21 protein-coding genes and 1 pseudogene are annotated in these 21865 nt (G+C 75.2%); 10 read left to right on the forward strand and 12 right to left on the reverse strand.

Translation table 11 applies throughout. The features are described from left to right. Window position 1 precedes the first annotated feature (1 nt). The gene (locus tag IE178_RS16855; RefSeq protein ID WP_193512880.1) at window positions 2-889 is read right to left on the reverse strand and encodes a fructosamine kinase family protein; all 888 of its coding nucleotides are present in this window, start codon (window positions 887-889) and stop codon (window positions 2-4) included. Window positions 890-1089: 200 nt separating this feature from the next. Between IE178_RS16855 and IE178_RS16860 the strand changes: the two genes are divergently transcribed. From IE178_RS16860 to IE178_RS16875, 4 genes and pseudogenes are all read left to right on the forward strand, one after another. Then, window positions 1090-1413, forward strand: coding sequence for a hypothetical protein (locus IE178_RS16860; protein WP_184766510.1), 324 nt, complete (start codon window positions 1090-1092; stop codon window positions 1411-1413). Between the two features lie 73 nt (window positions 1414-1486). Next, window positions 1487-2020, forward strand: a complete 534-nt coding sequence (locus IE178_RS16865; protein WP_193512881.1) for a DoxX family protein — start codon at window positions 1487-1489, stop codon at window positions 2018-2020. Between the two features lie 94 nt (window positions 2021-2114). Then, window positions 2115-2678 (forward strand): hemerythrin domain-containing protein, encoded by a 564-nt coding sequence (locus IE178_RS16870; RefSeq protein WP_193512882.1) that lies wholly within the window; start codon window positions 2115-2117, stop codon window positions 2676-2678. Window positions 2679-3037: 359 nt separating this feature from the next. Further along, a pseudogene (locus tag IE178_RS16875) lies at window positions 3038-4272 on the forward strand (MFS transporter). 277 nt (window positions 4273-4549) lie between these two features. Here IE178_RS16875 and rfaE2 read toward each other — a convergent pair. The 9 genes from rfaE2 to IE178_RS16920 all read right to left on the reverse strand — a co-directional run bounded on the left by rfaE2 (window position 4550) and on the right by IE178_RS16920 (window position 13961). Beyond that, on the reverse strand, window positions 4550-5971 hold the full coding sequence (rfaE2, locus tag IE178_RS16880) for a D-glycero-beta-D-manno-heptose 1-phosphate adenylyltransferase (protein ID WP_193512883.1): 1422 nt from the start codon (window positions 5969-5971) through the stop codon (window positions 4550-4552). Then, window positions 5968-6594: a D-sedoheptulose-7-phosphate isomerase gene (locus tag IE178_RS16885; RefSeq protein ID WP_184766516.1), complete on the reverse strand. Its 627-nt coding sequence runs from the start codon at window positions 6592-6594 to the stop codon at window positions 5968-5970. Before IE178_RS16885 ends, rfaE2 begins: the two co-directional genes overlap by 4 nt. Before the next feature lie 91 nt (window positions 6595-6685). Continuing rightward, complete coding sequence (locus IE178_RS16890) at window positions 6686-7963, reverse strand: glycosyltransferase (RefSeq protein WP_193512884.1); 1278 nt, start codon at window positions 7961-7963, stop codon at window positions 6686-6688. Beyond that, entirely contained in the window at window positions 7960-8925 is a 966-nt protein-coding gene (locus tag IE178_RS16895) for a glycosyltransferase (protein ID WP_193512885.1), read from the reverse strand. Before IE178_RS16895 ends, IE178_RS16890 begins: the two co-directional genes overlap by 4 nt. Then, the gene (locus tag IE178_RS16900; protein WP_438874384.1) at window positions 8922-9392 is read right to left on the reverse strand and encodes a glycosyltransferase family protein; all 471 of its coding nucleotides are present in this window, start codon (window positions 9390-9392) and stop codon (window positions 8922-8924) included. Before IE178_RS16900 ends, IE178_RS16895 begins: the two co-directional genes overlap by 4 nt. Next, window positions 9389-10456 carry a glycosyltransferase family 2 protein gene (locus tag IE178_RS16905; protein ID WP_193512886.1) on the reverse strand — a complete coding sequence of 356 codons (1068 nt, stop codon included), beginning with the start codon at window positions 10454-10456 and terminating at the stop codon, window positions 9389-9391. Before IE178_RS16905 ends, IE178_RS16900 begins: the two co-directional genes overlap by 4 nt. Next, on the reverse strand, window positions 10453-12120 hold the full coding sequence (locus IE178_RS16910) for a carbamoyltransferase family protein (protein WP_193512887.1): 1668 nt from the start codon (window positions 12118-12120) through the stop codon (window positions 10453-10455). Before IE178_RS16910 ends, IE178_RS16905 begins: the two co-directional genes overlap by 4 nt. Before the next feature lie 73 nt (window positions 12121-12193). Then, window positions 12194-13156, reverse strand: coding sequence for an NAD-dependent epimerase/dehydratase family protein (locus IE178_RS16915; RefSeq protein ID WP_193512888.1), 963 nt, complete (start codon window positions 13154-13156; stop codon window positions 12194-12196). 298 nt (window positions 13157-13454) lie between these two features. Further along, window positions 13455-13961 (reverse strand): hypothetical protein, encoded by a 507-nt coding sequence (locus IE178_RS16920; protein WP_193512889.1) that lies wholly within the window; start codon window positions 13959-13961, stop codon window positions 13455-13457. 308 nt (window positions 13962-14269) lie between these two features. Here IE178_RS16920 and IE178_RS36015 point away from each other — a divergent pair, with 308 nt between their 5' ends. The 6 genes from IE178_RS36015 (at window position 14270) to IE178_RS16950 (ending at window position 18504) form a co-directional block, all read left to right on the forward strand. Continuing rightward, window positions 14270-14398 carry a hypothetical protein gene (locus IE178_RS36015; RefSeq protein ID WP_308433336.1) on the forward strand — a complete coding sequence of 43 codons (129 nt, stop codon included), beginning with the start codon at window positions 14270-14272 and terminating at the stop codon, window positions 14396-14398. A 196-nt stretch (window positions 14399-14594) separates the two neighbouring features. Further along, window positions 14595-14783: a hypothetical protein gene (locus IE178_RS16930; RefSeq protein ID WP_184766523.1), complete on the forward strand. Its 189-nt coding sequence runs from the start codon at window positions 14595-14597 to the stop codon at window positions 14781-14783. Between the two features lie 22 nt (window positions 14784-14805). Next, entirely contained in the window at window positions 14806-15501 is a 696-nt protein-coding gene (locus IE178_RS16935; protein ID WP_193512890.1) for a hypothetical protein, read from the forward strand. Continuing rightward, complete coding sequence (locus tag IE178_RS16940; RefSeq protein ID WP_193512891.1) at window positions 15498-16496, forward strand: DUF6895 family protein; 999 nt, start codon at window positions 15498-15500, stop codon at window positions 16494-16496. The genes IE178_RS16935 and IE178_RS16940 overlap by 4 nt, the downstream gene beginning before the upstream one ends. Continuing rightward, window positions 16493-17410 (forward strand): DUF6895 family protein, encoded by a 918-nt coding sequence (locus IE178_RS16945; protein ID WP_193512892.1) that lies wholly within the window; start codon window positions 16493-16495, stop codon window positions 17408-17410. The genes IE178_RS16940 and IE178_RS16945 overlap by 4 nt, the downstream gene beginning before the upstream one ends. After that, complete coding sequence (locus IE178_RS16950; RefSeq protein WP_193512893.1) at window positions 17407-18504, forward strand: serine hydrolase domain-containing protein; 1098 nt, start codon at window positions 17407-17409, stop codon at window positions 18502-18504. Before IE178_RS16945 ends, IE178_RS16950 begins: the two co-directional genes overlap by 4 nt. A gap of 76 nt (window positions 18505-18580) precedes the next feature. On the opposite strand, the gene IE178_RS16955 is transcribed toward IE178_RS16950, so the two are convergent. Continuing rightward, window positions 18581-19951, reverse strand: coding sequence for a trypsin-like serine protease (locus IE178_RS16955; RefSeq protein ID WP_193512894.1), 1371 nt, complete (start codon window positions 19949-19951; stop codon window positions 18581-18583). A gap of 171 nt (window positions 19952-20122) precedes the next feature. Next, window positions 20123-21787 (reverse strand): alkaline phosphatase D family protein, encoded by a 1665-nt coding sequence (locus IE178_RS16960; protein ID WP_193512895.1) that lies wholly within the window; start codon window positions 21785-21787, stop codon window positions 20123-20125. Window positions 21788-21865 lie beyond the last annotated feature (78 nt).

The raw sequence follows: 21865 nt of genomic DNA on the forward strand, positions 1-21865 counted from the left end.
GTCACCCGGCCGCGGCCGACCGCGCCACCGCGAGCGCCTGCTCGGCGTAGCCGCGCCCGAACAGCACGGCGTGCACCAGCAGCGGAAACAGCTGGTGCACGCCGACGCGTGCCTCCCACCCGTCGGCGAGCGGCGCCACCCGCTGGTAGCCGTCCAGCACCGCGTCCAGATGCGGACAGCCGAAGAGGCGGAGCATCGCGAGGTCGGTCTCCCGGTGCCCGCCGTGGGCCGCCGGGTCGATCAGCCGGACGTGCCCGTCATCGCCCCACAGCACATTGCCGTTCCACAGGTCGCCGTGGAGCCGCGCGGGCGGCTCGGCCGGCCCCGCGAGCTCCGGCAGCCGCTCGCAGACCCGCTCCACGACGCCCGCCTCACCGGCCCGGACGGTGCCGTCGTCGACCGCCCGGCGCAGATACGGCAGGACCCGGTGCTCGGCGTACCAGCCGGGCCAGTCGTCGCCGGTGACGTTGCGCATCGGGGCGAGCCCGATGTACGCCTCCACCGGACCGCCCGGCGGCGGAGCCCCGAAGGCGGGCGCGCCGGCCGCGTGCAGGGCGGCCAGGTCACGGCCGAACCGGACGGCGGCCTCCCGCCCGGGCGGGCCCTGCGTCACCAGATCGACGACCAGCCGGCGCGCGTCGTGACCGTGCACCACCGGTACCCGCACCGTCCCCGCCCCGGCCAGCCAGCGCAGCCCCGCCGCCTCGGCGCGGGCCGCCCCCACGCCGTCGGCCCGCTTCACGACCACCACCCGGCCGTCGTCGAGGGCCACCTCGGCGAGCGAGCCGGACAGCGCGCGCACCCCGGTGACCGTCCGCTCGGTGAACCGGGCCGCAACGGCCCTGGCCCCGTCACCGTCCTGTGCCGCCGAACCGGATGGGAAGGTCATGGCGGGGCTCCTCACTCGCGCGGGCGGGTGGCAGCGGGACCGCGTCCGCACCGGCCCTGCCACGCCGGACCGGGGCACCCGGTCGTGCCCAGCGTACGAACTCCCGCCGCGCCCGCATCCGCCGCCGGCCCATCACGCGGGACGGTGAAATCCCCCCGCCCACCGATCGAACGCCGGCGTGCCGGGGGAGCACTGGGAACATGACGAGTTCATCGTTCCAGCGCACCCTCACCCTGCCCGCCTCGATCTGCGAACAAGCGGCACAGCACCTGGAGCAGGCCGCCAGGCGGACGGTCGACGGAGCCGGAATCCCGCTGAAGGCGTTCCGCGCGGCCGCCGACAGCGACTACACCCTCCCCGTCTCCGTGGTGGAACAGGCGGCGGGCTGTCTGCTGGTCCTGGCCACGGAGACCGCCCAGACCGTACGGCCCTCGGTGCTGCGCACCACCATCGGCATCGCCCTGTGCCTGCGCGACGCCGTCCAGGCCGTCCACCAGCCCGCACTCACCACCCGGTTCTGGTGAGCGCGCGCCGAATGGTCCCCACCCCGAGGGGAACCCGGCGAAGGTCCACCACCCACACCCCCAGGAGAAGGCCATGAGTCTGTTGCGCGTCCTCGGCCGTCCGATGCTCGCCTCGATGTTCGTCGCGGGCGGGCTGGATTCCGTCCGCAACCCCGAGGCCGTCGCGGCCGTCGCCGAGCCCGTCGTACGCCCCGTCACCGACCGTGTCGCCGTGCTGCCGGACCGCACCGAGGACGCGGTACGCCTCAATGGCGCCGTACAGCTCGTGGGCGGACTGCTGCTGGCCACCGGACGCATGTCCCGCCCGGCCGCGCTCGCGATCGCCGCCACGCTCGTGCCCACGACGCTGGCCGCGCACCGCTTCTGGGACGAGGAGGACCCCGAACGGCGCACCCAGCAGCGCGTCCACTTCCTGAAGAACCTCGCCATGTTCGGCGGGCTGTTGATCGCCGCCGACGACACCGGCGCCGCCCCCTCCCTGCTGTGGCGCAGCCGGCACGCCGCCCATGATCTGCGTCGCGACGCCCACCTCGTGCATCAGTCCGTGCGGGCCGGTGCCCGCCCCGCCGCCGCGGCCGGCCGCGTCCGGGCCAAGCTGCCCGGGTGACGCACACCGCGACCGCGTTAGCTCCCCGGCGGCGAGGGGACCCGGAGGCGGAGTGGACCCGGCCGGGTGCCACCACGAACCGGAGGTGAAGGACATGGGACATGGAGGCAACGTCATCGACGAACTGGTGACCGATCACCGGGAAGTCGAGGAGATCTTCGGAAAGATCGAGCAACTGCCGCCCGGCCACAAGGACCGCAAGGTGTACGCCGACCAGGCCACGATCGAACTGGTCCGGCACTCGGTGGCGGAAGAGGCGTACCTGTACCCGGCCGTGCGGGAGCACGTGCGCGGAGGGGACGCCCTCGCCGACAAGGAGCTCGAGGACCACGCCAAGGCCGAGCAGCTCATGAAGGACATCGAACGCTGTGACGCGGGCGACCCCGAGTTCGACCGGCTCGTCGGCTCGCTGATGACCGAGATCCGCGAGCACATCGCCGACGAGGAGCAGAACCTGTTCCCGCTGCTGCGTGCCTCCTGCTCCACGGACGCGCTCGACCAGCTCGGTGACAAGATCCGCCAGGCGAAGAAGACGGCCCCGACCCGGCCGCACCCGGCCGCCCCGGACAAGCCCCCGGCGAACAAGCTGCTGGCACCGGGCGCCGGAATGGTCGACCGGCTCCGCGACGCGCTGAGCGGGCGCGGCAAGCTCGGCTGAGACGTCGGAAAGAGGGGCCCGTCGCCGGCGCGACGGGCCTCTTGCCTGCGCCCGCCCGGGCCCCGGCCGCTGTGATCAACCACACTGACCCTCCCAAGTCCCCCGTACATGGGCACATTTGGCGCGCGCCTTTTCTGCCGTGCCCCGCTCCTCGCAACGACTCGGCGGTCCCTTCTGCCACGATGGTCCGCGCCCTGTCCGGCGACGGGAGCCGCCGCGCAGCGCAGCCGGCGTTCCGCTCCCGCGCCCCTCCCGCTGAGCCCTCCGGCTCGTCTTTCGAGTAGCGCACTGTGTCTTCCTCGCCCACCCCTGCCCATCCCGTATCCCGCGCGCCCTGGCGGTCCCTGAGACACCGCAGCATGCGCTGGTGGTCCGTCGCGAACCTCGTGTCCAACGCCGGCACGTGGATGCAGCTCACCGTGCAGAACCTGCTGGTCCTGCAGATCACCGGGTCCGCCGCCGCCACAGGTCTGTCCATGTCCGTGCAGGCCGCTCCGGCCCTGCTCATGAGCGTCCTCGGCGGCGCGGCCGTCGACCGCTGGCCGCGGAAGGTGACGGCCGCCGTCAGTCAGGCCCTGCTGGCCGTGATCGCGTTCACCACGGCCGTCCTGGTGATGCTGGACCGGCTCGACATGACGTCCCTGATGGTGCTGGCCGCCGTCACCGGCATCGTCGCCACCGTCGACAACCCGGCCTGTGCCCTGCTGGGCAACGACCTCGTCCCCGCCGAGGACGTGCCCTCCGCCATCGGAGTGGGCGCGCTGGTGTTCAACGCGGGCCGGCTCGCGGGTGCCGCGTTCGCCGGGGTGACGGTCGGTTTCCTCGGTACCTCCGCGGCCTACTTCGCCAACGGGTTCTCCTTCCTCTTCGTGACCGCGGTCATCCCCTTCCTGCGCCCGGCCGCGGGGGCGGTCCGCCATGTCGCCGGGAGCGGCAAGCACCCGCGGCGCGACCTGACCGTCCGCGAGGGGCTGACCTTCTTCGCCCGCCGGCCCCGGCTCCTCGCGCTCGCCGGCGTCACCGGCATCAGCGCGGTCTTCGGCCGCAACTACGGGCTCACCCTGGCGGTCCTGGTCACCGGGCCGCTCGCGGGCGGTGCGGGCGCGTTCGGCACGGTGTCGACCGTCCTCGCCGTCGGCGGGATTGTCGGCTCGGCGCGCGGCTGCGCAGGCCGTCCGTGCGGCTCGTCGGCGCCCTCGCGGCGACGGGCGCGCTGCTGCAGGTGGTGGCGGGCATGTCGCCGTCGCTGGCCGTGCTGCTGGTGCTGGTCCTGCCCATGGCCGTCGTCGAGTCCGTCTCCGACACCGCGGGCACGGCCGTCCTGCAGACCGACCCGCCCGCCCATCTGCGCGGACGCGTGCTCGGCGTCTGGGGCGCCGTCGGCACCGTGTGGGGCCTGGGCGGCCCGCCCGCCCTCGGTCTCCTCATGGAACTGGCCGGCCCGCGTGGCGCCCTGATGAGCGGCGGTCTGATCATCGCCGGCTCGATCGGCGCGGGTCACCTCCTCCGCTCCCGCCGGACCCCGGCCCCGGTCCTCCTCCGCACACCCGACGCCGACGCGACCGGCCGCCCCGCCCTGGAGGCAGCGGCCTGACATCCCCCCTCGGCCCGTCCGGCGTGTGAGGCCGGGGCCCGCCCAGGGCCGACGGGGGTCCGGGGCGCAGCCCCGGGGGCGTCCCGCCCGTCCTCCCTCGGCCCGTCCGGCGTTCGAGGACACGGAGGGTCCGGCGCACAGCCCCGGGGACGGGGCGGGGCGGGGCGGCGGGGGCGAAGAACCCTCTCCGCCCACGGCGGCCGGTGCCGCTCCCGAGGGGCTCCCAGGACCCGGCCCGCCCGCTCCCTGCCCCGGCCGTCCCTTCCGGAAGGGGCCGTTATCCGTCCGGGGACTTCAGGGCGACCGCCGCGGCCCGTGCCGCGCGGCGGGTCAGGAGGGTCGTGGAGCGGCCGTCCAGGTAGGGCAGGACCACCGCCTGGCCGCCCCAGGTGCGCAGCACCTCCGCCTCGGGCAGGGCCTGCACGGAGTAGTCACCGCCCTTGACCCACACGTCGGGCCGCAGCCGGCCCAGCACCGCTTCCGGTGTGTCCTCCTCGAAGACCACGACCGCGTCCACGCTCCCCAGCGCGGCCAGCACCCTGGCCCGGTCCGCCGCCGGGGTGAGCGGGCGGCCCGGGCCCTTGCGTCGGGTGACGGAGGCGTCGGAGTTGAGGCACACGATCAGACAGTCGCCGATCCGCCGGGCGCTCTCCAGCAGGCCGACGTGCCCGGCGTGCACCAGGTCGAAGCAGCCGCCGGTGGCGACCACCGTCCCGCCGCGCGCCCGCACGTCCTCCGCCAGCTCGAACGCGTCGGCCGCGGGAGTGCGCGCGGGGCCCGGGACGGCCGGCGTGTGCCACAGGTCCGGGTTCCCGGCCCCGCCCGCCGCGACGAACGCGGCGGCCTCCGCGACCGCCCGCTGCAGCGCCTCCTCGGGCAGCAGCCCGTCGGCCAGCGCCGCGACGGTCGTCGCGGCGAAACAGTCCCCCGCGCCGCACGGATCGCCGTCGGCCCGGAACGGCGCCGGGATCAGCATCGGGGTGCCCCCGCCGGGCCGGGTCAGCAGCACCCCGCGGTCGCCGAGCGTCACGGCGACGCCCGCCGCCCGCCAGCGCTCCGCCAGCTCCGCCCCGCGCTCGGCGAACGCTCCCAGCGAGGAGCCGTCCGGCGATGTCCCCTGCGCACCGGCGCACAGGGCGACCGCCTCGGCGGCGTTCGGCGTGACGATGCGAGCCCCCGGCACCGGCGGGTCGCCCCTGGGGTGCGGATCCCACACCAGCGGGGTGTGGCGGGCGGCGTCCTCCAGCTGTGTGCGGACGGCCCCGGCGGTGTGCCGTCCGTAGTCGGCGACGAGGACGGCGTGCGCGTCCGCGAGCGCCTCGCGCACCGCGTCGTCCGGCTCGCCGGGTGTTCCGCCGCCCCGGTCGATGCGGACCACGGGCCGCCCGCCCGCCAGTACCCGCGTCTTCACCGGCAGCGTGCCGTGCAGCGGCAGCTCCAGCAGCCGGACCCGGCCGCTGAGCCCCCGGCGTACGGCCTCGCTGGCCGGGTCGTCACCGAGCGCGGTCACCAGGACCACGTCCCGGCCGCCGCGGGTCGCGAGCGCGGCGGCCAGCCCGGCCCCGCCCGGGTGCCGGCGGTCACCGGTGACGTCGACGACCGGGGCGGGCGCGTCCGGCGCCAGCCGGGTGGCGACCCCCTCGATGTCCTCGTCGAGCAGTACGTCCCCCACCACCACGACAGGCTTCGGTCCGGTCATGACACCCTCCCGGGTACGGCCGCCGCACGCCGCCCGAGGGGCGTGGACACGGCGGCGTCGAAACACTCGCAGAGCAGGTGCACGGCGACCAGATGCGTCTCCTGGACGGTCGCGGTGCTGCCCGCCTCCACGCACAGCGCCTCGTCGGCGGCCTCCACCAGCGGGTTCGGGCCGGGCCCGGTGAGCGCCCACACCCGCAGTCCGGCCCGCCGGGCCGCCACCGCCGCCGCGATCAGATTGGCGCTGCGGCCCGAGGTGGACAGCAGCATCAGGACGTCCCCGGGGCGCCCGTGGGCGTCCACCTGGCGGGCGTAGACGTGGTCGAAGCCGTAGTCGTTGCCGATGGCGGTGACGCTGGAGGTCTCCGCGTGCAGGGCGAGCGCCGAATAGGCGCGCCGCTCCTGGCGGTAGCGGCCGACCAGCTCGGCGGTCAGATGCTGGGCCTGGGCGGCGCTGCCGCCGTTGCCGGCGGCCAGCAGCCGTCCGCCGTCGGTGAGGACGGTGGCGAGCCGGCCGCCCCAGTCGGCGATCCGGGGCAGACCGTGCCGGCGGAAGCGGTCGAGGGCCTCCTGCAGCGACCGGCAGTGCAGATGCGCGGCGTCGAGCGCGGGGTGTTCGTTCATCCTGTTCGGGCGCACCGCCTCGGTGAGGACGGCGGCGGGACCCGCACCTCCTTCCAACTTCGGACGTCGGCGGCCGATCACGGCCGGCGGGTCAGCCGGTCCGGGTCGCGGCGGATTCCGCGTCGAGGACCTCGCAGTACGCCGCCTCGGTGGCCGCGGCGATCCGCGGCCAGCCGTAGCGGCTGAGCACCCGGCGGCGGCCGGCCACCCCGCACGCCCGGCGGGCCGCCGGATCGGCGAGCAGACCGGCCACGGCCCGGGCCAGCGCCTCGGGGTCACCGGGCGGCACCAGCCGGCCCGTGCCCGGGTCGGCGACCGTGTCGAGCTGTCCGCCGACCGCGCTGGCCACCACCGGACGGCCGCAGGCCATGGCCTCCAGCGGGACGATCCCGAAGGGCTCGTAGTCGGCCGGGCACAGCACCACGTCGGCGGAGCGCAGCAGGGGCGGCACCCGGCCGGTGCCGACCCCGCCGGTGAACCACACCCGGTCGGCGACCCCGGCGTCCCGCGCGACACCGCGCAGCCGGCGTACCTCCGGGTCGTCGTCGAGGCGGTCCCGAGGGGGTCCGCCGACCAGCACGAGCTCGGTGCCGGGCAGCCCGGCCAGCGCGGCCACCGACACCGCGGCGCCCTTGCGTGGCACCAGCCGTCCCACCTGCACCAGCCGGTGCCGGTACGGGCCGCCCGGCGCGACCGGACCCACCGGTGAGAACCGGTCCGTGTCGACACCGCACGGCACGACGCCGATCCGGTACGCCGGCACCCCCATCCGTGCCAGTTCGGCGACCTCGTCCCGGCAGGTGGCGATGACGCGGTCGCAGCCCAGCCCCACCTCGGTCTCGCAGCCGATCCGCTCCGGCGGACTGGTGTCGGCGAGTCGCTGGTGCCGCCGCTTCACCGTGCCCAGCGCGTGGAACGTGTGCAGCAGCGGCAGCCCCAGCTCCCGGGCGGCCCACAGCGAGGCCATGCCCGACATCCAGTAGTGCGAGTGCACCACGTCCGGGGTGCGCGCTCGCCACACCCGGGCCAGCCGGCGCCCGAACTCCTCCATGTACGGCAGCAGCCGGTCCTTGGGCACCGGTTCCGGGGGGCCCGCCGGCACATGGTGCACCTCGACACCCGCACGGAGCGTCACCCGGTCGGGCAGGTCGGGCGCGTCGCGGCGGGTGTGCACGGTGACGCGGTGGCCGCGGTCGGCGAGCGCCCCGGCCAGGGCGGCGACATGGACGTTCTGCCCGCCCGCGTCCACCCCGCCGAGCGCGGCGAGCGGACTCGCGTGCTCCGAGACCAGCGCGATGTCCAGCACGCCGGGGGCGAGGCCGTCGCCGCCGAACGGACCGGCGGGCAGGGAACCGGGGCTCGGCGTCATGAGCACACCTCCGTGATCAGGCGCTCCCAGTCGTCCAGGAACCGCTTGAGCCCGTACCGTTCGAGGGCCGCCTGCCGGGCCCGCGTGCCGTCCGCGGCGGCCGCCTCGGGATCCGCCAGATAGCGGCGGGCGGCCCGGACGAGGACGTCCGGCCGGGTGGACACGGTGCCCGCGCCGCTCGGCACCGCCTCCACCGCCTCCGTGGTGGCCAGCGCCAGGACGGGCATGCCCAGGTGCATCGCCTCCAGCAGGGACAGTCCGAGGGAGGTCCAGCGCACCGGGTGCAGATACATCCGCCGGTCGGCCATGGCCGCGTGCAGTGCGCGCTGCGGCAGGTCGGCCGTGCGGCACCGGTCCGGCGGCAGCCCCAGGTGCCCGGCCAGACCCTCGGTGCGCATGCCGAACACGTCCAGCGGCACCGCCTCGGCGAGCGCCGGCAGCAGGTCCGTACCGGTGTACCGGCCGCGCCGAAGCGGCTCGTTGACGACGACGGCGGCCCGGTCCAGCCGGCCGGTGTACCGGTGACCCGGGTCGACGACGCCGTGCTCGATCACCACGGTGCGGGTGGTGCCGCAGTCCCAGAACAACCGGTTGAAGTGGGTGACGTGCACGATCGTCAGATCGGGGCGGTCGGCGAACGGATGCCGGGTGTCGGGTACGTCGCCGTCCGGGGCGTTGTGCTCCAGGTACACGGCCGGCACGTCCCGGCCGGGACGACGGCCGCCGAGCAGGCGCTCGGCGAGACCCGACTCGTGGGGCCGCTGCAGGACGACCAGGTCGAACGGTGTGCGCCGCAGCTGTTCCGGCGTGGCCTCGCGCACCGACGCGGGCCAGGAGAAGGTACGGGCCCGTCCGAGGCCGTCCGGACCGCGGTCCGGGGTCACCGGGACGACGTAGGTGTGCGGACCCTGGACGAAGGCCGTCGTCCAGGAGCCGTGCACATGCCACAGCAGAATGTTCATACGGCCGCTCCTCGGTCCGTCTGCTCCCCCTGCCCCCGCCGCCGGCGCCGGGAATCCGCCGGGGAGCCCCACAGCGCCGCGACGGCGGCGAGCACATCGGCGTCGTCGATCCCGTCGAGGCAGGGACGACCCGGCACGGGGCAGCGCCGGGCCCGGGTACCGGCACAGGGCGCCGCCCGGTCGCCGAGCAGGAGGTGCGGCACGCCGTGCGGAGCCCATCGCTCGGCCGGCACCACCGGCGCGCACAGACGGACGACCGGTGTCCCGACCGCGGCGGCGAGAGGGGCGGGCCCGGTGGTGCCGGCCACCACCACCCGCGCCCGGGCCGGCACTCCGGCCGGCCGCCGCAGCTCGGTGGCACCCCCGAGGTCCGGGCCGTGCCGCCCGGCGACCCGCGCGGTCGGCTCCCGCTCCGCCGGACCGCCGGTGCCGGTCGCCGGGATCGGCGGGCGGACGGGGCGGGTCATGATTCCAGCCGTTCCCCGACCGCCGGACGGTGCTCCGGTGCCGGGCCGCCGGGCCGGTGCGAAGGATGGGGCGGGGCGGCGCGGTGGACGACGTACCCGCGCAGCCGGTGCCAGGCGGCGGCCGGCGGGATGAGCGCGCTGGTGAGGGCCATGGTGACGATCTCGTCCCGGGTGCGCGGACCCGGCAGGATCCGGGCGAGGGCGAACTGGGCGGTTCCCGCCAGCCAGCCGGCGGCTCCGACCGCCGCGACGCCCGCTCGGCCGGACAGCGCGCCGCCCACCGCCGCCAGACCGGCAGCCGTCACCGCGAGATGCACCGGCAGGCGTCCCCGGGGTGCCCCGGCCCGCCGCCACCAGCCCCGTCCGTGCAGCCGGGTCATCAGCACGTCGTCGGCGTTGCCCGCCTGGAGCCGTACGGACACCCAGCGCCCGGCCGGCCGCACCGGATGGGTGGTGGTGCGGCCGCCCTCGGACAGGGTCCAGCCGGCGTCGAGCATCCGCAGCGCCAGGTCCGCGTCCTCCCGGAAGGCCCTGCGGAACCGCTCGTCGAAGCCGCCGACGGCCTCCAGCGCCCGACGGCGGTACGCCATGTCGGCGGTGATCCAGCGGGCGGTGGCGAGACCGGCCGTGGTGCGCTCCCAGTCGGTGGGCCGGCGGTCGGCCGGCAGCGGTACCTCGATCCGGGCGGTGATCCCGGCGGTGGCGACACTGGCGCCGGCGAGGTCGAGGGCGAGGTCGTCGGCCCAGGTGGGGCCGGGGACCACGTCGTCGTCGAGGAAGACGATCCAGGGCACGTCCCCGGCGGCCCGCCACCCGGTGTTGCGTGCGGCGGCCGGTCCCCGCGCGCCGCCCGGTACGACGAGGGTGCGTGAACGCAGGGACGGCGGAACGTCGGCGGTCAGCGGTGCCCCGGCGGGATCCGGGCGGTCGTCGACCACCACGACCCTCGCCGGGCCGGGCCCGTCCGCCTCGGCCAGCGCCCGCAGGCACACTCCCAGGCCGGGCCGGCCGAGCGTCGGCACCACCACCGCGTACTCGCCGCCCGGGGCGGCGGGCCCGGTCATCGCAGACCCTCGCCGTCGTCGTCGGAGCGGAAGAGTTCGCCGCGCCGGATCGCGTACGGGCCGATGGCCAGCAGATCGACGGGGGACGAGCCGAAGCACTCCAGGGCGTCGCGTGGGTCGTCCACCATGGGCCGGCCCGCCGTGTTGAGGCTGGTGTTGACGACGACGGGCAGCCCGGTCAGCCGCTCGAACCCGGCCAGCATCCGCGCCACCAGGGGCTCCCGCGCCGGGTCGACCGTCTGGATGCGGGCGGTGCCGTCGACGTGCACCACGGCCGGGATCCGCTCCCGCCAGGCCGGGGCCACGTCGTGCACGAAGAGCATGTACGGGCTGGGCAGCGGCCCGTCGAAGATCTCGGCGGCCCGGTCGGCGAGCACCATCGGCGCGACCGGCCGGAACTGCTCGCGGCCCTTGACGTCGTTGAGCCGCTCCAGATTGCCCGCGTGTCCGGGATGCGCCAGCAGCGAGCGATGGCCGAGCGCCCGGGGACCGTACTCGCCGCGCCCCTGGAACCAGGCGACGATGCCGTTGTCCGCCAGGGCCCGGGCCACGGTGGCGGCGATGTCCGCCGGCCGCTCGAAGGGGACGGCCGCCGTCTTCAGCCACGCGCCCAGTTCCGCGTCGGACCAGTCCCGCCCGAGGTCGGCGCCGGTCATCGGCTCCGGCTCGTCACCGGCGTCGGCGGACAGCAGCAGGGCGCCGCCCAGCGCGGTCCCCGCGTCGCCGGCCGCCGGCTGCACCCACACCCGGGAGAACGGGCCCTCGCGGGCGATCCGGGAGTTGGCGACGCAGTTCAGGGCGACGCCCCCGGCGAGGGCGAGCACCCGGTCGTGGGTACGGCCGTGCAGCCAGCGCACCAGGTCCAGCAGCGTCTCCTCCAGCACGGCCTGGGCACTGGCGGCGACATCGGCGTGGTCCTGGGTCCACGGTTCGTCCGGACCGCGCGGCGCGCACAGCTCGTGCCAGGGCACCCCGGTGGCGTGGAAGCCGCCGTCGCCCGTCGGATACACGTACCGGCGCAGCTCGGGCAGCATGCGCGGGGCGCCGTGGGAGGCGAGGGCCATCACCTTGAACTCGTCGGAGGACCGCAGGAAGCCGAGGTGCCCGGTGAGTTCCTCGTAGACCAGGCCGAGCGAGTGCGGGAGGTCCTGCGCGTACAGGGGTTCGAGCCGGTCGCGGACGCGGCGGGCGGCGAGGTGGGAGGCGCGCTCGCCCCGGCCGTCCAGCACGAGGACGGAGGAGTCCTCGGCGTCGGGTGCGGCGAAGGCGCCCGAGGCGGCGTGCGCCATGTGGTGCGGTACGAAGCGGACGACGCCGGGATCCAGACCGGGCAGCGCGGTGCCCAGGAAGCCGGGGGCCTCGCGCGCGTAGGTGAGCCGGAGGTGGTCCCAGGGGTCGTCCAGGCCCATGGCGTCGGCGGGGCGGGCGAGCGCGGGGTCGAAGGAGTAGGCGACCGCGTCGAGGTCCCGGGGGCGCAGCCCGGCCCGTTTCAGGCACCAGGCGGCGGCCCGCTCGGGCAGTTCCCAGGCGGAGAACGGCACCGGCCGCTTGCCGTGCTTGCGCCGGGAGAAGCGTTCCTCCTCCGCGGCGGCGACGGTCCGCCCGTCGACCACCAGGGCGGCGGCGGGGTCGTGGAAGAGGGCGTTGATTCCGAGGATGCGCATGGGCGGACGGGCCTTTCACGGATCGGGGCGGCCGGCGGGCCGCGGTGTCCTGGGCCGGAGGGGACGGCCGCGCTCACCGGCCGGCTTCGGCGCGGAACCAGGCGATCGTGCGGCGCAGACCCTCCTCCGCGCCCACCCGTGGCTCCCAGCCGAGCTTGTCGAGGGCCAGCGTGATGTCCGGGCAGCGCACGGCCGGGTCGTCCACCGGGCGTTCGATGTAGCGGATCTCCGAGTCGGAACCGGCGAGTTCGACGACGAGCCGGGCCAGGTCCAGCATCGTGATCTCACCGGGGTTGCCGATGTTGACGGGGCCGCGCATGCCGTGGGCGGCCGCCGCGAGGATGCCGGCCACCGTGTCGTCGACGTAGCACAGCGAGCGGGTCTGGTGGCCGTCCCCGGTCACGGTGAGCGGCTCGCCCGCCAGGGCCTGCCGGACGAAGGTCGGCACGGCACGGCCGTCGTGGCCGCGCATCCGGGGGCCGTAGGTGTTGAACAGCCGCACGATGCAGGTGTCGGTGCCGTGGGTCTGCGCGTGGGCGGTGGTCAGCGCCTCGCCGAAGCGTTTGGCCTCGTCGTAGACGCTGCGCGGGCCGACCGGGTTGACGTTGCCCCAGTAGCGCTCGTCCTGCGGGTTCTGCTGCGGGTCGCCGTACACCTCCGAGGTGGAGGCCAGGACGAAGCGGGCCTCGGCGTCCTGGGCGAGCCGCAGCGCGTTGCGGGTGCCGAGGCTGCCCGTGTCCATGGTGTGCAGCGGCAGCCGCAGATAGTCCGCGGGGGAGGCGGGGGAGGCGAAGTGCAGGACGAGGTCGGGAGGCCGGCCGACCGGCAGCTCCTCGGCCACGTCGGCCTGGACGAGCGTGAATCCGGGCCGTTCGAGCAGCGGGGCGATGTTCTCCGGCCGGCCGGTGCTGAAATCGTCCACGCACGTGACGGCGGCGCCCGCGTCCAGCAGGGCGGCGCACAGATGGGAGCCGACGAATCCGGCGCCGCCGGTGACGACGGCGTGCTTCCAGTTCCGGGATATGGCGCTGGTCATGTCGCTCAGCCCTCCGTCGGAGGTGTCGGTAACCGGGCCGACACGATGCCTTCGGCGTCGGGCCGAGGCCGTCGACCCCTCGATCAGCGTGGGCCGCGCCCACCCACGTGGCACGGGCGCCTACTGCAAACCGGTGAATGACGGAGCGTGACGACTCCGTCATGTGCGCCGTTTCCGCTGGTCGCAGGCGTGAGGGGGTGACTTCTCGGTGCCGCGCTGGAACCGCCGCACAGGCCGGGCGGCGGCCCGGCCTGAGCCCGGGGCGGGCCCCGGCGGTTCGGGCGGGGGCGATGCGTGGTCAGGGGACGAGAGTGGAGTCCGGGTCCAGGCGGGCGAGGAGGGCCGAGTGGTGGAGGGTGGCCACCGGGGCGAGGAGGTCCGGGTGGCGCAGGAGGGCCGCCGCGTGGCGGTCGGAGGCGTCGGGGGTGAGGAGGCGGCGGAACTCGGCGGACGCGTTCCCGGTGAGCGCGGTCACCGCGGCGGACGCCAGCGCGGGGTCGGCGAGCAGACAGGCGGCCCAACTGGCCACGACCTCGTCGACCCACGTGCGCCAGGCCTGTGCCGCGGTGTCCTGGCCGGAGTCGGCGCCGGTGACCCAGTCGAGCCGGGCCGAACCGCCGGGGCCCGCCAGCCCCACCAGGGCCGCGTCCATCGCCGTCGGGTACCGGAGCCTGGCCGCGACCGTCACCGCCTGCCGCGCCTGCGCCTCGCACAGGGCGGAGGCCAGCGCCCCGCCGGGCGTGGGGAACGAACGCGTCAGCCACTGCGCGGTGGCCGCGATGACCGGGGAGAGATCTGTGTGCACTGCGGGCCGTCCGAGCCGATGGGGTGAGGGGACCGCACGGAACGGTAGCCCCCCGCGCCCCCGTCCCGACATGACCCGGACCTCGTTCGGCACGTGGTCTCGGCCACACCCGGACGGGTACCGCGCCCGCCCCCGGAGTGTCCCGGGACACCGCAGGGGCACCCGGCGGCCACGGACGTACTCAGCCGCCCCCCTCGTCGACCGCACCCCGAAGCGAACGGCCCGTCGGACGAGACGAGCTGATCCCTCGGGGCCGCGGCGACCCCGCCCCGGGCCACCGCTGCCCCGGCGAGGGCGTCACCGTCGGCGTGCCGGAGGCGCTCGCGGTACGGCTCGCCCGAATGGCGTACACGGTGCCCGGGCAGAACCTCACGATCCCGCTGGACCGCGTGCCGACCCGCCCGCACAGCGGAGTCCTCCTCGCCGGAATCCGCTGAGAGGGCGTCAAGGGCCGTATACCCCCGCCGGGTTCCACCGTCCGCGGCGCCGCCGCCGGCAGGGTCCTCCTCTCCCACGCACCGCCCCCGGCATGTTGAAGAAGTGACGAAAGTGGGCCACGGGAAAAGTGGCACGGTTTGTCTGATTCGGGTGATTCTGGGAGTGGACGTACTCGCTACACCTCAGGGAGATGTCATGCGTTCCGACGAAACAGTCACCCAGGAACTCACCGGTATACAGAGCACCGACATCGAGGCGGCGCTCGACCCGGTCGAGGCCGACGGTGTGTACCGCGACAGTCGGCAGTGCGCCGCCCTGGCTCTCTTCACGGGCGCGGGGAAGCTGCTGCTGTCGCCGCCGACCCCGCGTCCGAAGAAGGGCTGAACGGATCGACGGGAGTAGTCAGATGGAGCAGTCGGGCACTTCGACCCTCTTGCAGGGCGCGGTGCAGGACCTCGCTTCCGGTGTGGTCTCCGCCCTTCGGGGCGGAGACCACACGCGATCGGTCCTCCCGGCGGGGACCGACGGGGAAGCGGGAGATCTCGCGCTCGCCGCCGTCCGCGTACTGGGATCCGACGCACTGCTGCCGGCCCTGCTGCTGCGCACCCCACCGGACCCGGCGGAGGTGGCCGTGTTCCGGAAGGCCGTCGAGGCGTACCCGCCCCGCGCGGATGCCGCGCCCACCGTCCGCTGGAGCCACTGGGGCATGGCACGCACACTGCGGCGGGTCGACCCCTCCGTCACCGCCGGACCGCCGGACGAACCCGGCACCGGCTGGCTCGACGAGGCGGGCTGGCAGACCCTCACCCACCAACTCGCCGTGCTGGCCCCGCTCGCGCTGCCCGGTGAGGACTGTGCGGTGAGCCGCCTGGCCGGGTGCCACCCGGTCGACGTCGCCCGCGGATTCGTCCGCGCGGTGCGCCGCAGGGACTGGCGGCAGGCCGCCGGGGCCGGCCGCTGGCTGACCCTGCTGCCCGCAGTGCCGGACACCGTGGGCCTCGCATCGGGCCTGGACTTCGTGGAACTCATGGGCGGACAGGACCCGCTCGTCGCCCTGCACGTGCAGGCGGCGCGGCTGATGCGGTCCGGAGCACGCGTGTGACCGCGCCCGACGACACCGGGGACATCCGGCAGGTCGCCGAGGACGCGCTCGCCTGGGTGGACACGCGCCGCGCCGGCTTCGCCCTCGGCGAGGACGCCCTGGCGGTCGACGGCGAGGTCGACAGCAGCTGGAAGCCGCTGGGTGAACTGGCCCAGGTCTGCGCGACCGTGGCCCATCACACCGCTTCCTTTGACCCGCTGCACGCACGGGCCCGCGCGCTGCTGGACTTCGCCTGGCAGGAGACGGACGGAGGCGAACTGCTCCGGCGGCTGCAGCGGTTGGAGCCCTTCGCGACCTACCCCCTGGAGGTGTACGCCGCCCTGGCCTCCGCCGGGTTCCGGCACCCCGCCTTCGAGGAGGCGGCCGCCGTGGTGGCACGCACCCGGGGATGGCGGCTCACCGAACAGGACCCGACCCGGCGGCTCGGCGTCCTGCGCGCCGAGGAACGCTGCGGCATCCACCGGCCCGGGCAGGCGCCGCACATGCTGACGCGCACCTGGCTCGGCGGACTGTCCGAACCGTGGACCTTCGAGCGCGACGCCGGATACGCCCTCACCCACGTGGTCTTCCACCTCACCGACTGGGGACGTGACGCGGACGGCCTGCCACCGGACCTCGTCACCTATCTCGCCGACTGGCTGCCGCCCTGGCTCGACACCTGCCTGGAGGCCGGGATGTGGGACCTGAGCGGCGAACTGCTGGCCGTGGCCGCGATCGTCGCCCGCCGGACCGGCGATCCGGTACCGCGGGACGCCTGGCGGACGATCCGCGCCGCCCGGCGCCCCTCCGGCGAGGTCCCGCTGCAGGACCGGGACCCGGCACCGGCGGACCCCGTCGACGCCGAAGTCCCCGACGACGGGCGGTACTTCCTCCACCACTACCACTCCACCCTCATGGCCGCCTTCGCGGCGGTACTGACCAGTGCCCGCCCGGCAGGCCCACCCGCCGGCACCGGGGCGCGGCACCGGCACGGCGGACAAGGAGCGCCGGCATGACCGACACCCGCCTCATCCACACCGTCGGAGTCGGCGCCATGGAATGGCTCTGGACCCACCGCGACGGCTTCCGGCTGGAGCCCGACGCGGATCCGGAAGTCGGCTTCCTGGAACGCTTCAAACCCGTCGGTGAACTCGCCCTGGTCTGCAAGGTGCTGTTCCGCGAGGGCGTCGCGGGCTCCCGCCAGGCTCAGCTCGCCCGCCAACTGCTCGACCACGTCTGGCGCGAGACCCTGGACGGCGGCACCATGCTGGTGCGCGGACAGCGGACCGAACCGGCCTCGCCGATCCCCTTCGAGGTGTACCTGCCGTTCCGGGAGCTCGGATACAGCCGGCCCGAGGTGGAGCGCGCCGTCGTACTGAACCACCGGCTGGACAGCTGGCAGGCCTTCGAGGCGACCCCGACCCGGCGGCTCGGCCTCTCCGCGTTCCAGCGCCGCTTCGGCCTCACCCCCCGGCCCTCCGAGTCCGAGGCCCTGCGCACCACCTGGCTGGCCCGCACCCCCGAACCCTGGACCGTCGAGGGCCACATCGCCTATGACATCACCCACTGCGTGTTCCACCTGACCGACTGGGGTGAGAACCCCGAGGGCCTGACCCCGGACATCGCCGGCTACCTCGCCACCTGGCTGCCGGCGTGGATCGACGACTGGCTGGATCTGAAGCGCTGGGACCTGCTCGGCGAACTCCTCGTGGTCGACGCCTGCCTGCCCCGCCCCACCCTGGACGAGCCGGCCTGGCAGGCCTTCGCCGCCGCACAGCAGCCGGACGGCGCCATGCCCGCGATCCGGACGATGCCCGAGGGCGACCCGGAAGCGGTCTTCGACATCGTCTACCACTCGACCCTCGTCGCCGCCTTCGCCTCCGTACTGGCCACCTCCCGTGCCCTGACCGAGCTGGCCCGGGTCCGATGACGACGGCGTCCCGCACGCCCTGGCCGGGCCGGCCGCTCGACGGGGACGACGAGCCGGCGGCACGCCCGGACCCGGACTCCACGCCGGACGACGAGCCCTGGGGGGCACGGCTCGAGGACGCCGTCGCCGCGGCCGACGCCCCCGACGCCGTCTTCGCCCTCTCCCGCCACGGCCACCGCACCGTACGCACCGGCGGGACCGGCCCGCCTCCGCCGCACCCCCGCGACACCCTGCGCTACGAGATCGGCTCGGCCACCAAGACGTTCACCGGGCTGCTGCTGGCCCGGCTGACGGACAGCGGCCGGGTGTCCGGCGGGGACGCGGCCGTCACCCTCCTCGACGGCGGCCGGCCGGCCGGTACGGCACCGATCACCCTCGCCCACCTCATCACCCACACCGCCGGACTGCCCGCACTCCCGGCCGGTTTCCACGCCCGGGCCCTGCCCGCCTGGCGCACCAACCCCTACGCCCGGTACCCCGACGCGCGCGTGATCGACGCCTTCCTGCGCCACCGCCCCCGCCACCGGCCCGGCACCCGCTGGCGCTACTCCAACTTCGGTGTCGCCGTGCTCGGCCACGCCCTCGCCGCCGCCACCGGCACACGGTGGCAGGACCTGATCACCGGTCAGCTGCTCGAACCCCTCGCGCTCCACGACACGGCCCTGCGGGCGGACACCCGAGGGCGCGATGCCACCGGGCACGGCAAGGACGGCACGACAGCTGTGCCCGCCTTCGACGCGGGCGGCTTCCAGGCGGCCGGCGCCGTCCGGGCCACCCCGCTCGACCTGCTCACCTTCCTGGAAGCCCATCTCGACCCGGCCCGCTCACCACGGCTGGCCGGCGCGCTGCACGCCGTACGCACTCCCGTGCTCCGCCGCGGGCTCGGGCACCGGCACGTGCACACCGTCGCCTGGTTCCGGCACCCGACGGACGGCGGCCCGCTGTACTTCCACAGCGGGGCGACCCTCGGCCAGCAGGCCTTCCTCGGTTTCCGCCCCGACACCGGCACCGCCCTGGCCGCGGTGTGCACCCGCCGTTACCGCGCCCACGATCCGTTCCCGGCCACCGCCCACGCCCTCCTCGCGGAGCAGTGACCCGGCCCCCCGGGACGACTCGGCGCCGACCGCGGCGCCAGGCCGCCATCGGCGCCGTCCCGTTCCGGTCGGGCGGTCACAGCCGCTGCCACAGCGCAGGGGTGCCGGCGGGCGCCCACGCGCCCTGCGCCTGGTGGGTCTGCAGGCACTGGTACCGCACACCGTCGCGGGTCACCGTGGTCCCGGCCTCGTAGACCCGGCCGGACGTCCACGCCTGCGCGCCGTCGTCCTGCTGCTCCGGCGTCGTCTGCGCGGCGGCGGTGACCAGCGTGAGCCCGAGGTCGCTCAGGATCGGGTTGACGGGCTGGAAGAACGTCGTACCGCCGCTGGCGCAGTCCCCGGAACCACCGGAGGTGACGCCCTGCGCCTGGGCGCCCGCGACATACGGTCCGCCCGAGTCACCCGGCTCGGCGCACACCGTCGTCCGGGTCAGCCCGTCGACCCTGCCCTCCGCGTAGCTGACGCTCGTGTCGTGCTGCTCGATGGTCCCGCAGTGCCATCCGCTGGTCGAGCCGGAACGGCACACCGACGCCCCGACGAGCGCCTGCGCCGAACCGGTGACCTGCACCTCCTGACCGTCCCGCGCCTTGACGTCGGGCGTGGGCCTCCACTGGTCGTTGGTGGCCACCCACGCCATGTCCTTGCCGGGGAAGGCGGAGGCCTGGAAGGTGCCCTGTGCGGTGCGGTCGTACCCGGTCGTCGTCGCGCCGGGCCGTCCGCAGTGGCCGGCGGTGGCGAAGCCCGCCTGCTCGCCCTTGGTGACGGAGAAGCCGACGGAGCAGCGCGCGAAGTCGTCGATGTAGAAGGCGTCGCCGCCGGTGACGTCCTGCAGCAGACGCGGCCGTACCGTCGTCATGCGGATGCCGATGTCCTCCCCTTCGAGCCCCGCGGCCTTGACGAAGGCGCTGCCGGCGGCCTGGCTGGTCGCCTGCACCATGATCCGGTTCTTCGGTACGTCGACGTACCAGACGGGCGTGTCGAGGGTCTTGACCCGGGTGGCCGCCGCGTCGAGTTTCCGCTTGGCCGCCTGGAGGTCGGCGAGTGTCCGCTCGACCACCGCGGCCGTGGCGCCCTGGGCCTCGATGGCCGGCACGTCCTTGTCGTCGGTGGTCGCGACCGTGAGCTCATTGGAGGTCTCGCCGCGTACCCAGGCACCGGCGAACCGGTCACCCAGGGCGTTGCGCAGCCGGCCCGCGCGGGTGCCCGCCTCCGCCTCGTTGACCAGCCGTTGGGAGGCCTGCTCCGAGTTCAGGCCCAGGTCGCGCTGGAGTGCGGCGAGCAGATGCGGCGACGGCCGGTCGGCGCCGAGGGTCTGGGCGGCGGTGGGTACCGGCCCCGCCGCGGGCGTGGGGTCGGCCACCGCGGCGGAGGGGAGTCCGGCGAGGACGAGGGCGCCGAGCGCCGTGAGGGCCGACCGGCGCGCGGTCCGCGCATGGCTGGGGAGCATGCGGACGTCTCCTTCGTTCGGGGTGCCGCTGTGGGTGCAGCTGCCGCGGAGCCTTAGGCCTTGCCCGTGGCGCCCGACGCGATGTCACGACACGCGGACATTCGCCCGTTGGTGACACGAACGGGCGCCGTGTGCAGTACGCGGCCGGGGCGTCGGGCACGCGGGGCGTCGTCAGACGGGCGTCAGACCGGGCGAACCCACCTCGGTGACGAAGGAGGCGGCCGTGGAGACCGGAGCGCCGGGCGTCGTCACGGCCGGGACGATCCGGAAGTCGGCCCGCGCGTTCTCGCGGCCCAGCTCGACCCGCACATAACCGCGCCGGCCGTCGTAGAACCGCAGGTGGGGGTTGGCCCGCAGGTAGGTGTCCCAGTTGGCCGGCCGCTCGGTCCCGTTCCGGCCGCTGGTGACGGAGGTGCACGTCAGCTCCGTGCCCAGGGTGGCGGAGTCCGGGTCGTCGAAGTCGTCCTTGATGTCGAAGGCGTACCCGACATGGACGTCCCCGGTGAGGACCATCCAGTTGGCGACTCCGGCCGCCTTCGCGCCCGCGACGAGACGGCCGCGGCTCGCGCGGTAGCCGTCCCAGGCGTCCATGGACACCTTGGCCTCGGCGTTCAGGTCCATCCTGCGCTGCGAGAAGCACACCTGCTGGGCCATCACGTTCCACAGCGCCGTCGAGGTGCCCCATCCGTCGGTCAGCCAGCGCTCCTGCGCGTCCCCGGTCAGGCTGCGCGCCGGGTCGTCCGACTCGGGCCCGGGCACGTGCGGCACGTCGCCGTAGGCCTGGTCGTCGCGGTACTGCCGGGTGTCGAGGATGTCGAACTGGGCGAGTGAGCCCCAGCGCAGCCGGCGGAACAGCTGGGCGTCGGGGCCCTCGGGGAGCTGGTCGGCGCGCAGCGGCTGGTTCTCCCAGTAGGCCCGGTAGGCGGCGGCGCGGCGGATGAGGAACTGGTCCGGGTCGCTGCCGTTCTCGTCGACGGCGCCCGCGTAGTTGTTCTCGGTCTCGTGGTCGTCCCAGGTGACGACGAACGGGTGGGCGGCGTGGACGGCACGCAGGTCGGGGTCGCTCTTGTAGAGCGCGTAGCGCATCCGGTAGTCCGCCAGGGTCGTCGTCTCACGGTTGAACACGGACGGCAGCACGACGTCGGTGTAGTTGCGCGCCCCGCCCGCGGAGTTGACGGCGTACTCGTAGAGGTAGTCGCCGAGGTGGAGGACCACGTCGACGTCCTCCTGCGCGAGGTGCCCGTGCGCCGTGTAGTAGCCGTCGTGGTACGCCTGGCACGCCACCGCGGCCAGCCTCAGGCTCGCGGTGGCGGCGTCGGCGGCGGGAGCGGTGCGGGTGCGGCCGGTGGGGCTGATCCAGGCGCCCGTGCGGAACCGGTAGTAGTAGTGGCTGTCCGGATCCAGGCCCTGAACGTCGACGCGCACGCTGTGCCCGTACTCGGGGTGGGCGGCGGCGGTGCCCTGCCGCACGACCAGGGCGAAGGCCTCGTCGAGAGCGACTTCCCAGGAGACGTCGACCCGTTGCTGACCGAGACCCCCGTCCGGTTCGAAGGGAACCGGGGCGAGCCGGGTCCAGATCAGCACCGAGTCGGGCAGCGGGTCCCCGGAGGCGACGCCGAGCGTGAAGGGGTCGTCGGTGATCCGGGCGGTGTGGAGCCGCGGCGCGGCGAAGGCGCCGCGCGTGGGCAGGTTGGTGGTGAAGGCGAGGGCGGCGGCCGCGGCGGTGACGGTCAGGAAGCGACGGCGGGCCAGGTGCCGTGCAGCGGCGCGCAGTTCGGTGTCGTGCGGGGTGAGGGTGAGCTGGGACGGTGGTCCGGGACGGCCCGACAGCGCCATCTGATGTCCTCTCGTACGGGGTCGGGCGGATCGACGGGCGCAGGCCGGCGGCGGGCGTGGGCAGGCGAGCGCGGTCCG

It is taken from the genome of Streptomyces griseoloalbus (assembly GCA_014650015.1).
GTDB classification, from domain to species: domain Bacteria; phylum Actinomycetota; class Actinomycetes; order Streptomycetales; family Streptomycetaceae; genus Streptomyces; species Streptomyces griseoloalbus.

Bases quoted from the DNA above. Each gene is read 5' to 3' on its own strand.
- IE178_RS16855 (WP_193512880.1), bottom strand. From the start codon at position 889: ATGACCTTCCCATCCGGTTCGGCGGCACAGGACGGTGACGGGGCCAGG.
- IE178_RS16860 (WP_184766510.1), top strand. From the start codon at position 1,090: ATGACGAGTTCATCGTTCCAGCGCACCCTCACCCTGCCCGCCTCGATC.
- IE178_RS16865 (WP_193512881.1), top strand. From the start codon at position 1,487: ATGAGTCTGTTGCGCGTCCTCGGCCGTCCGATGCTCGCCTCGATGTTC.
- IE178_RS16870 (WP_193512882.1), top strand. From the start codon at position 2,115: ATGGGACATGGAGGCAACGTCATCGACGAACTGGTGACCGATCACCGG.
- rfaE2 (WP_193512883.1), bottom strand. From the start codon at position 5,971: ATGACCGGACCGAAGCCTGTCGTGGTGGTGGGGGACGTACTGCTCGAC.
- IE178_RS16885 (WP_184766516.1), bottom strand. From the start codon at position 6,594: ATGAACGAACACCCCGCGCTCGACGCCGCGCATCTGCACTGCCGGTCG.
- IE178_RS16890 (WP_193512884.1), bottom strand. From the start codon at position 7,963: ATGACGCCGAGCCCCGGTTCCCTGCCCGCCGGTCCGTTCGGCGGCGAC.
- IE178_RS16895 (WP_193512885.1), bottom strand. From the start codon at position 8,925: ATGAACATTCTGCTGTGGCATGTGCACGGCTCCTGGACGACGGCCTTC.
- IE178_RS16900 (WP_438874384.1), bottom strand. From the start codon at position 9,392: ATGACCCGCCCCGTCCGCCCGCCGATCCCGGCGACCGGCACCGGCGGT.
- IE178_RS16905 (WP_193512886.1), bottom strand. From the start codon at position 10,456: ATGACCGGGCCCGCCGCCCCGGGCGGCGAGTACGCGGTGGTGGTGCCG.
- IE178_RS16910 (WP_193512887.1), bottom strand. From the start codon at position 12,120: ATGCGCATCCTCGGAATCAACGCCCTCTTCCACGACCCCGCCGCCGCC.
- IE178_RS16915 (WP_193512888.1), bottom strand. From the start codon at position 13,156: ATGACCAGCGCCATATCCCGGAACTGGAAGCACGCCGTCGTCACCGGC.
- IE178_RS16930 (WP_184766523.1), top strand. From the start codon at position 14,595: ATGCGTTCCGACGAAACAGTCACCCAGGAACTCACCGGTATACAGAGC.
- IE178_RS16935 (WP_193512890.1), top strand. From the start codon at position 14,806: ATGGAGCAGTCGGGCACTTCGACCCTCTTGCAGGGCGCGGTGCAGGAC.
- IE178_RS16945 (WP_193512892.1), top strand. From the start codon at position 16,493: ATGACCGACACCCGCCTCATCCACACCGTCGGAGTCGGCGCCATGGAA.
- IE178_RS16950 (WP_193512893.1), top strand. From the start codon at position 17,407: ATGACGACGGCGTCCCGCACGCCCTGGCCGGGCCGGCCGCTCGACGGG.
- IE178_RS16955 (WP_193512894.1), bottom strand. From the start codon at position 19,951: ATGCTCCCCAGCCATGCGCGGACCGCGCGCCGGTCGGCCCTCACGGCG.
- IE178_RS16960 (WP_193512895.1), bottom strand. From the start codon at position 21,787: ATGGCGCTGTCGGGCCGTCCCGGACCACCGTCCCAGCTCACCCTCACC.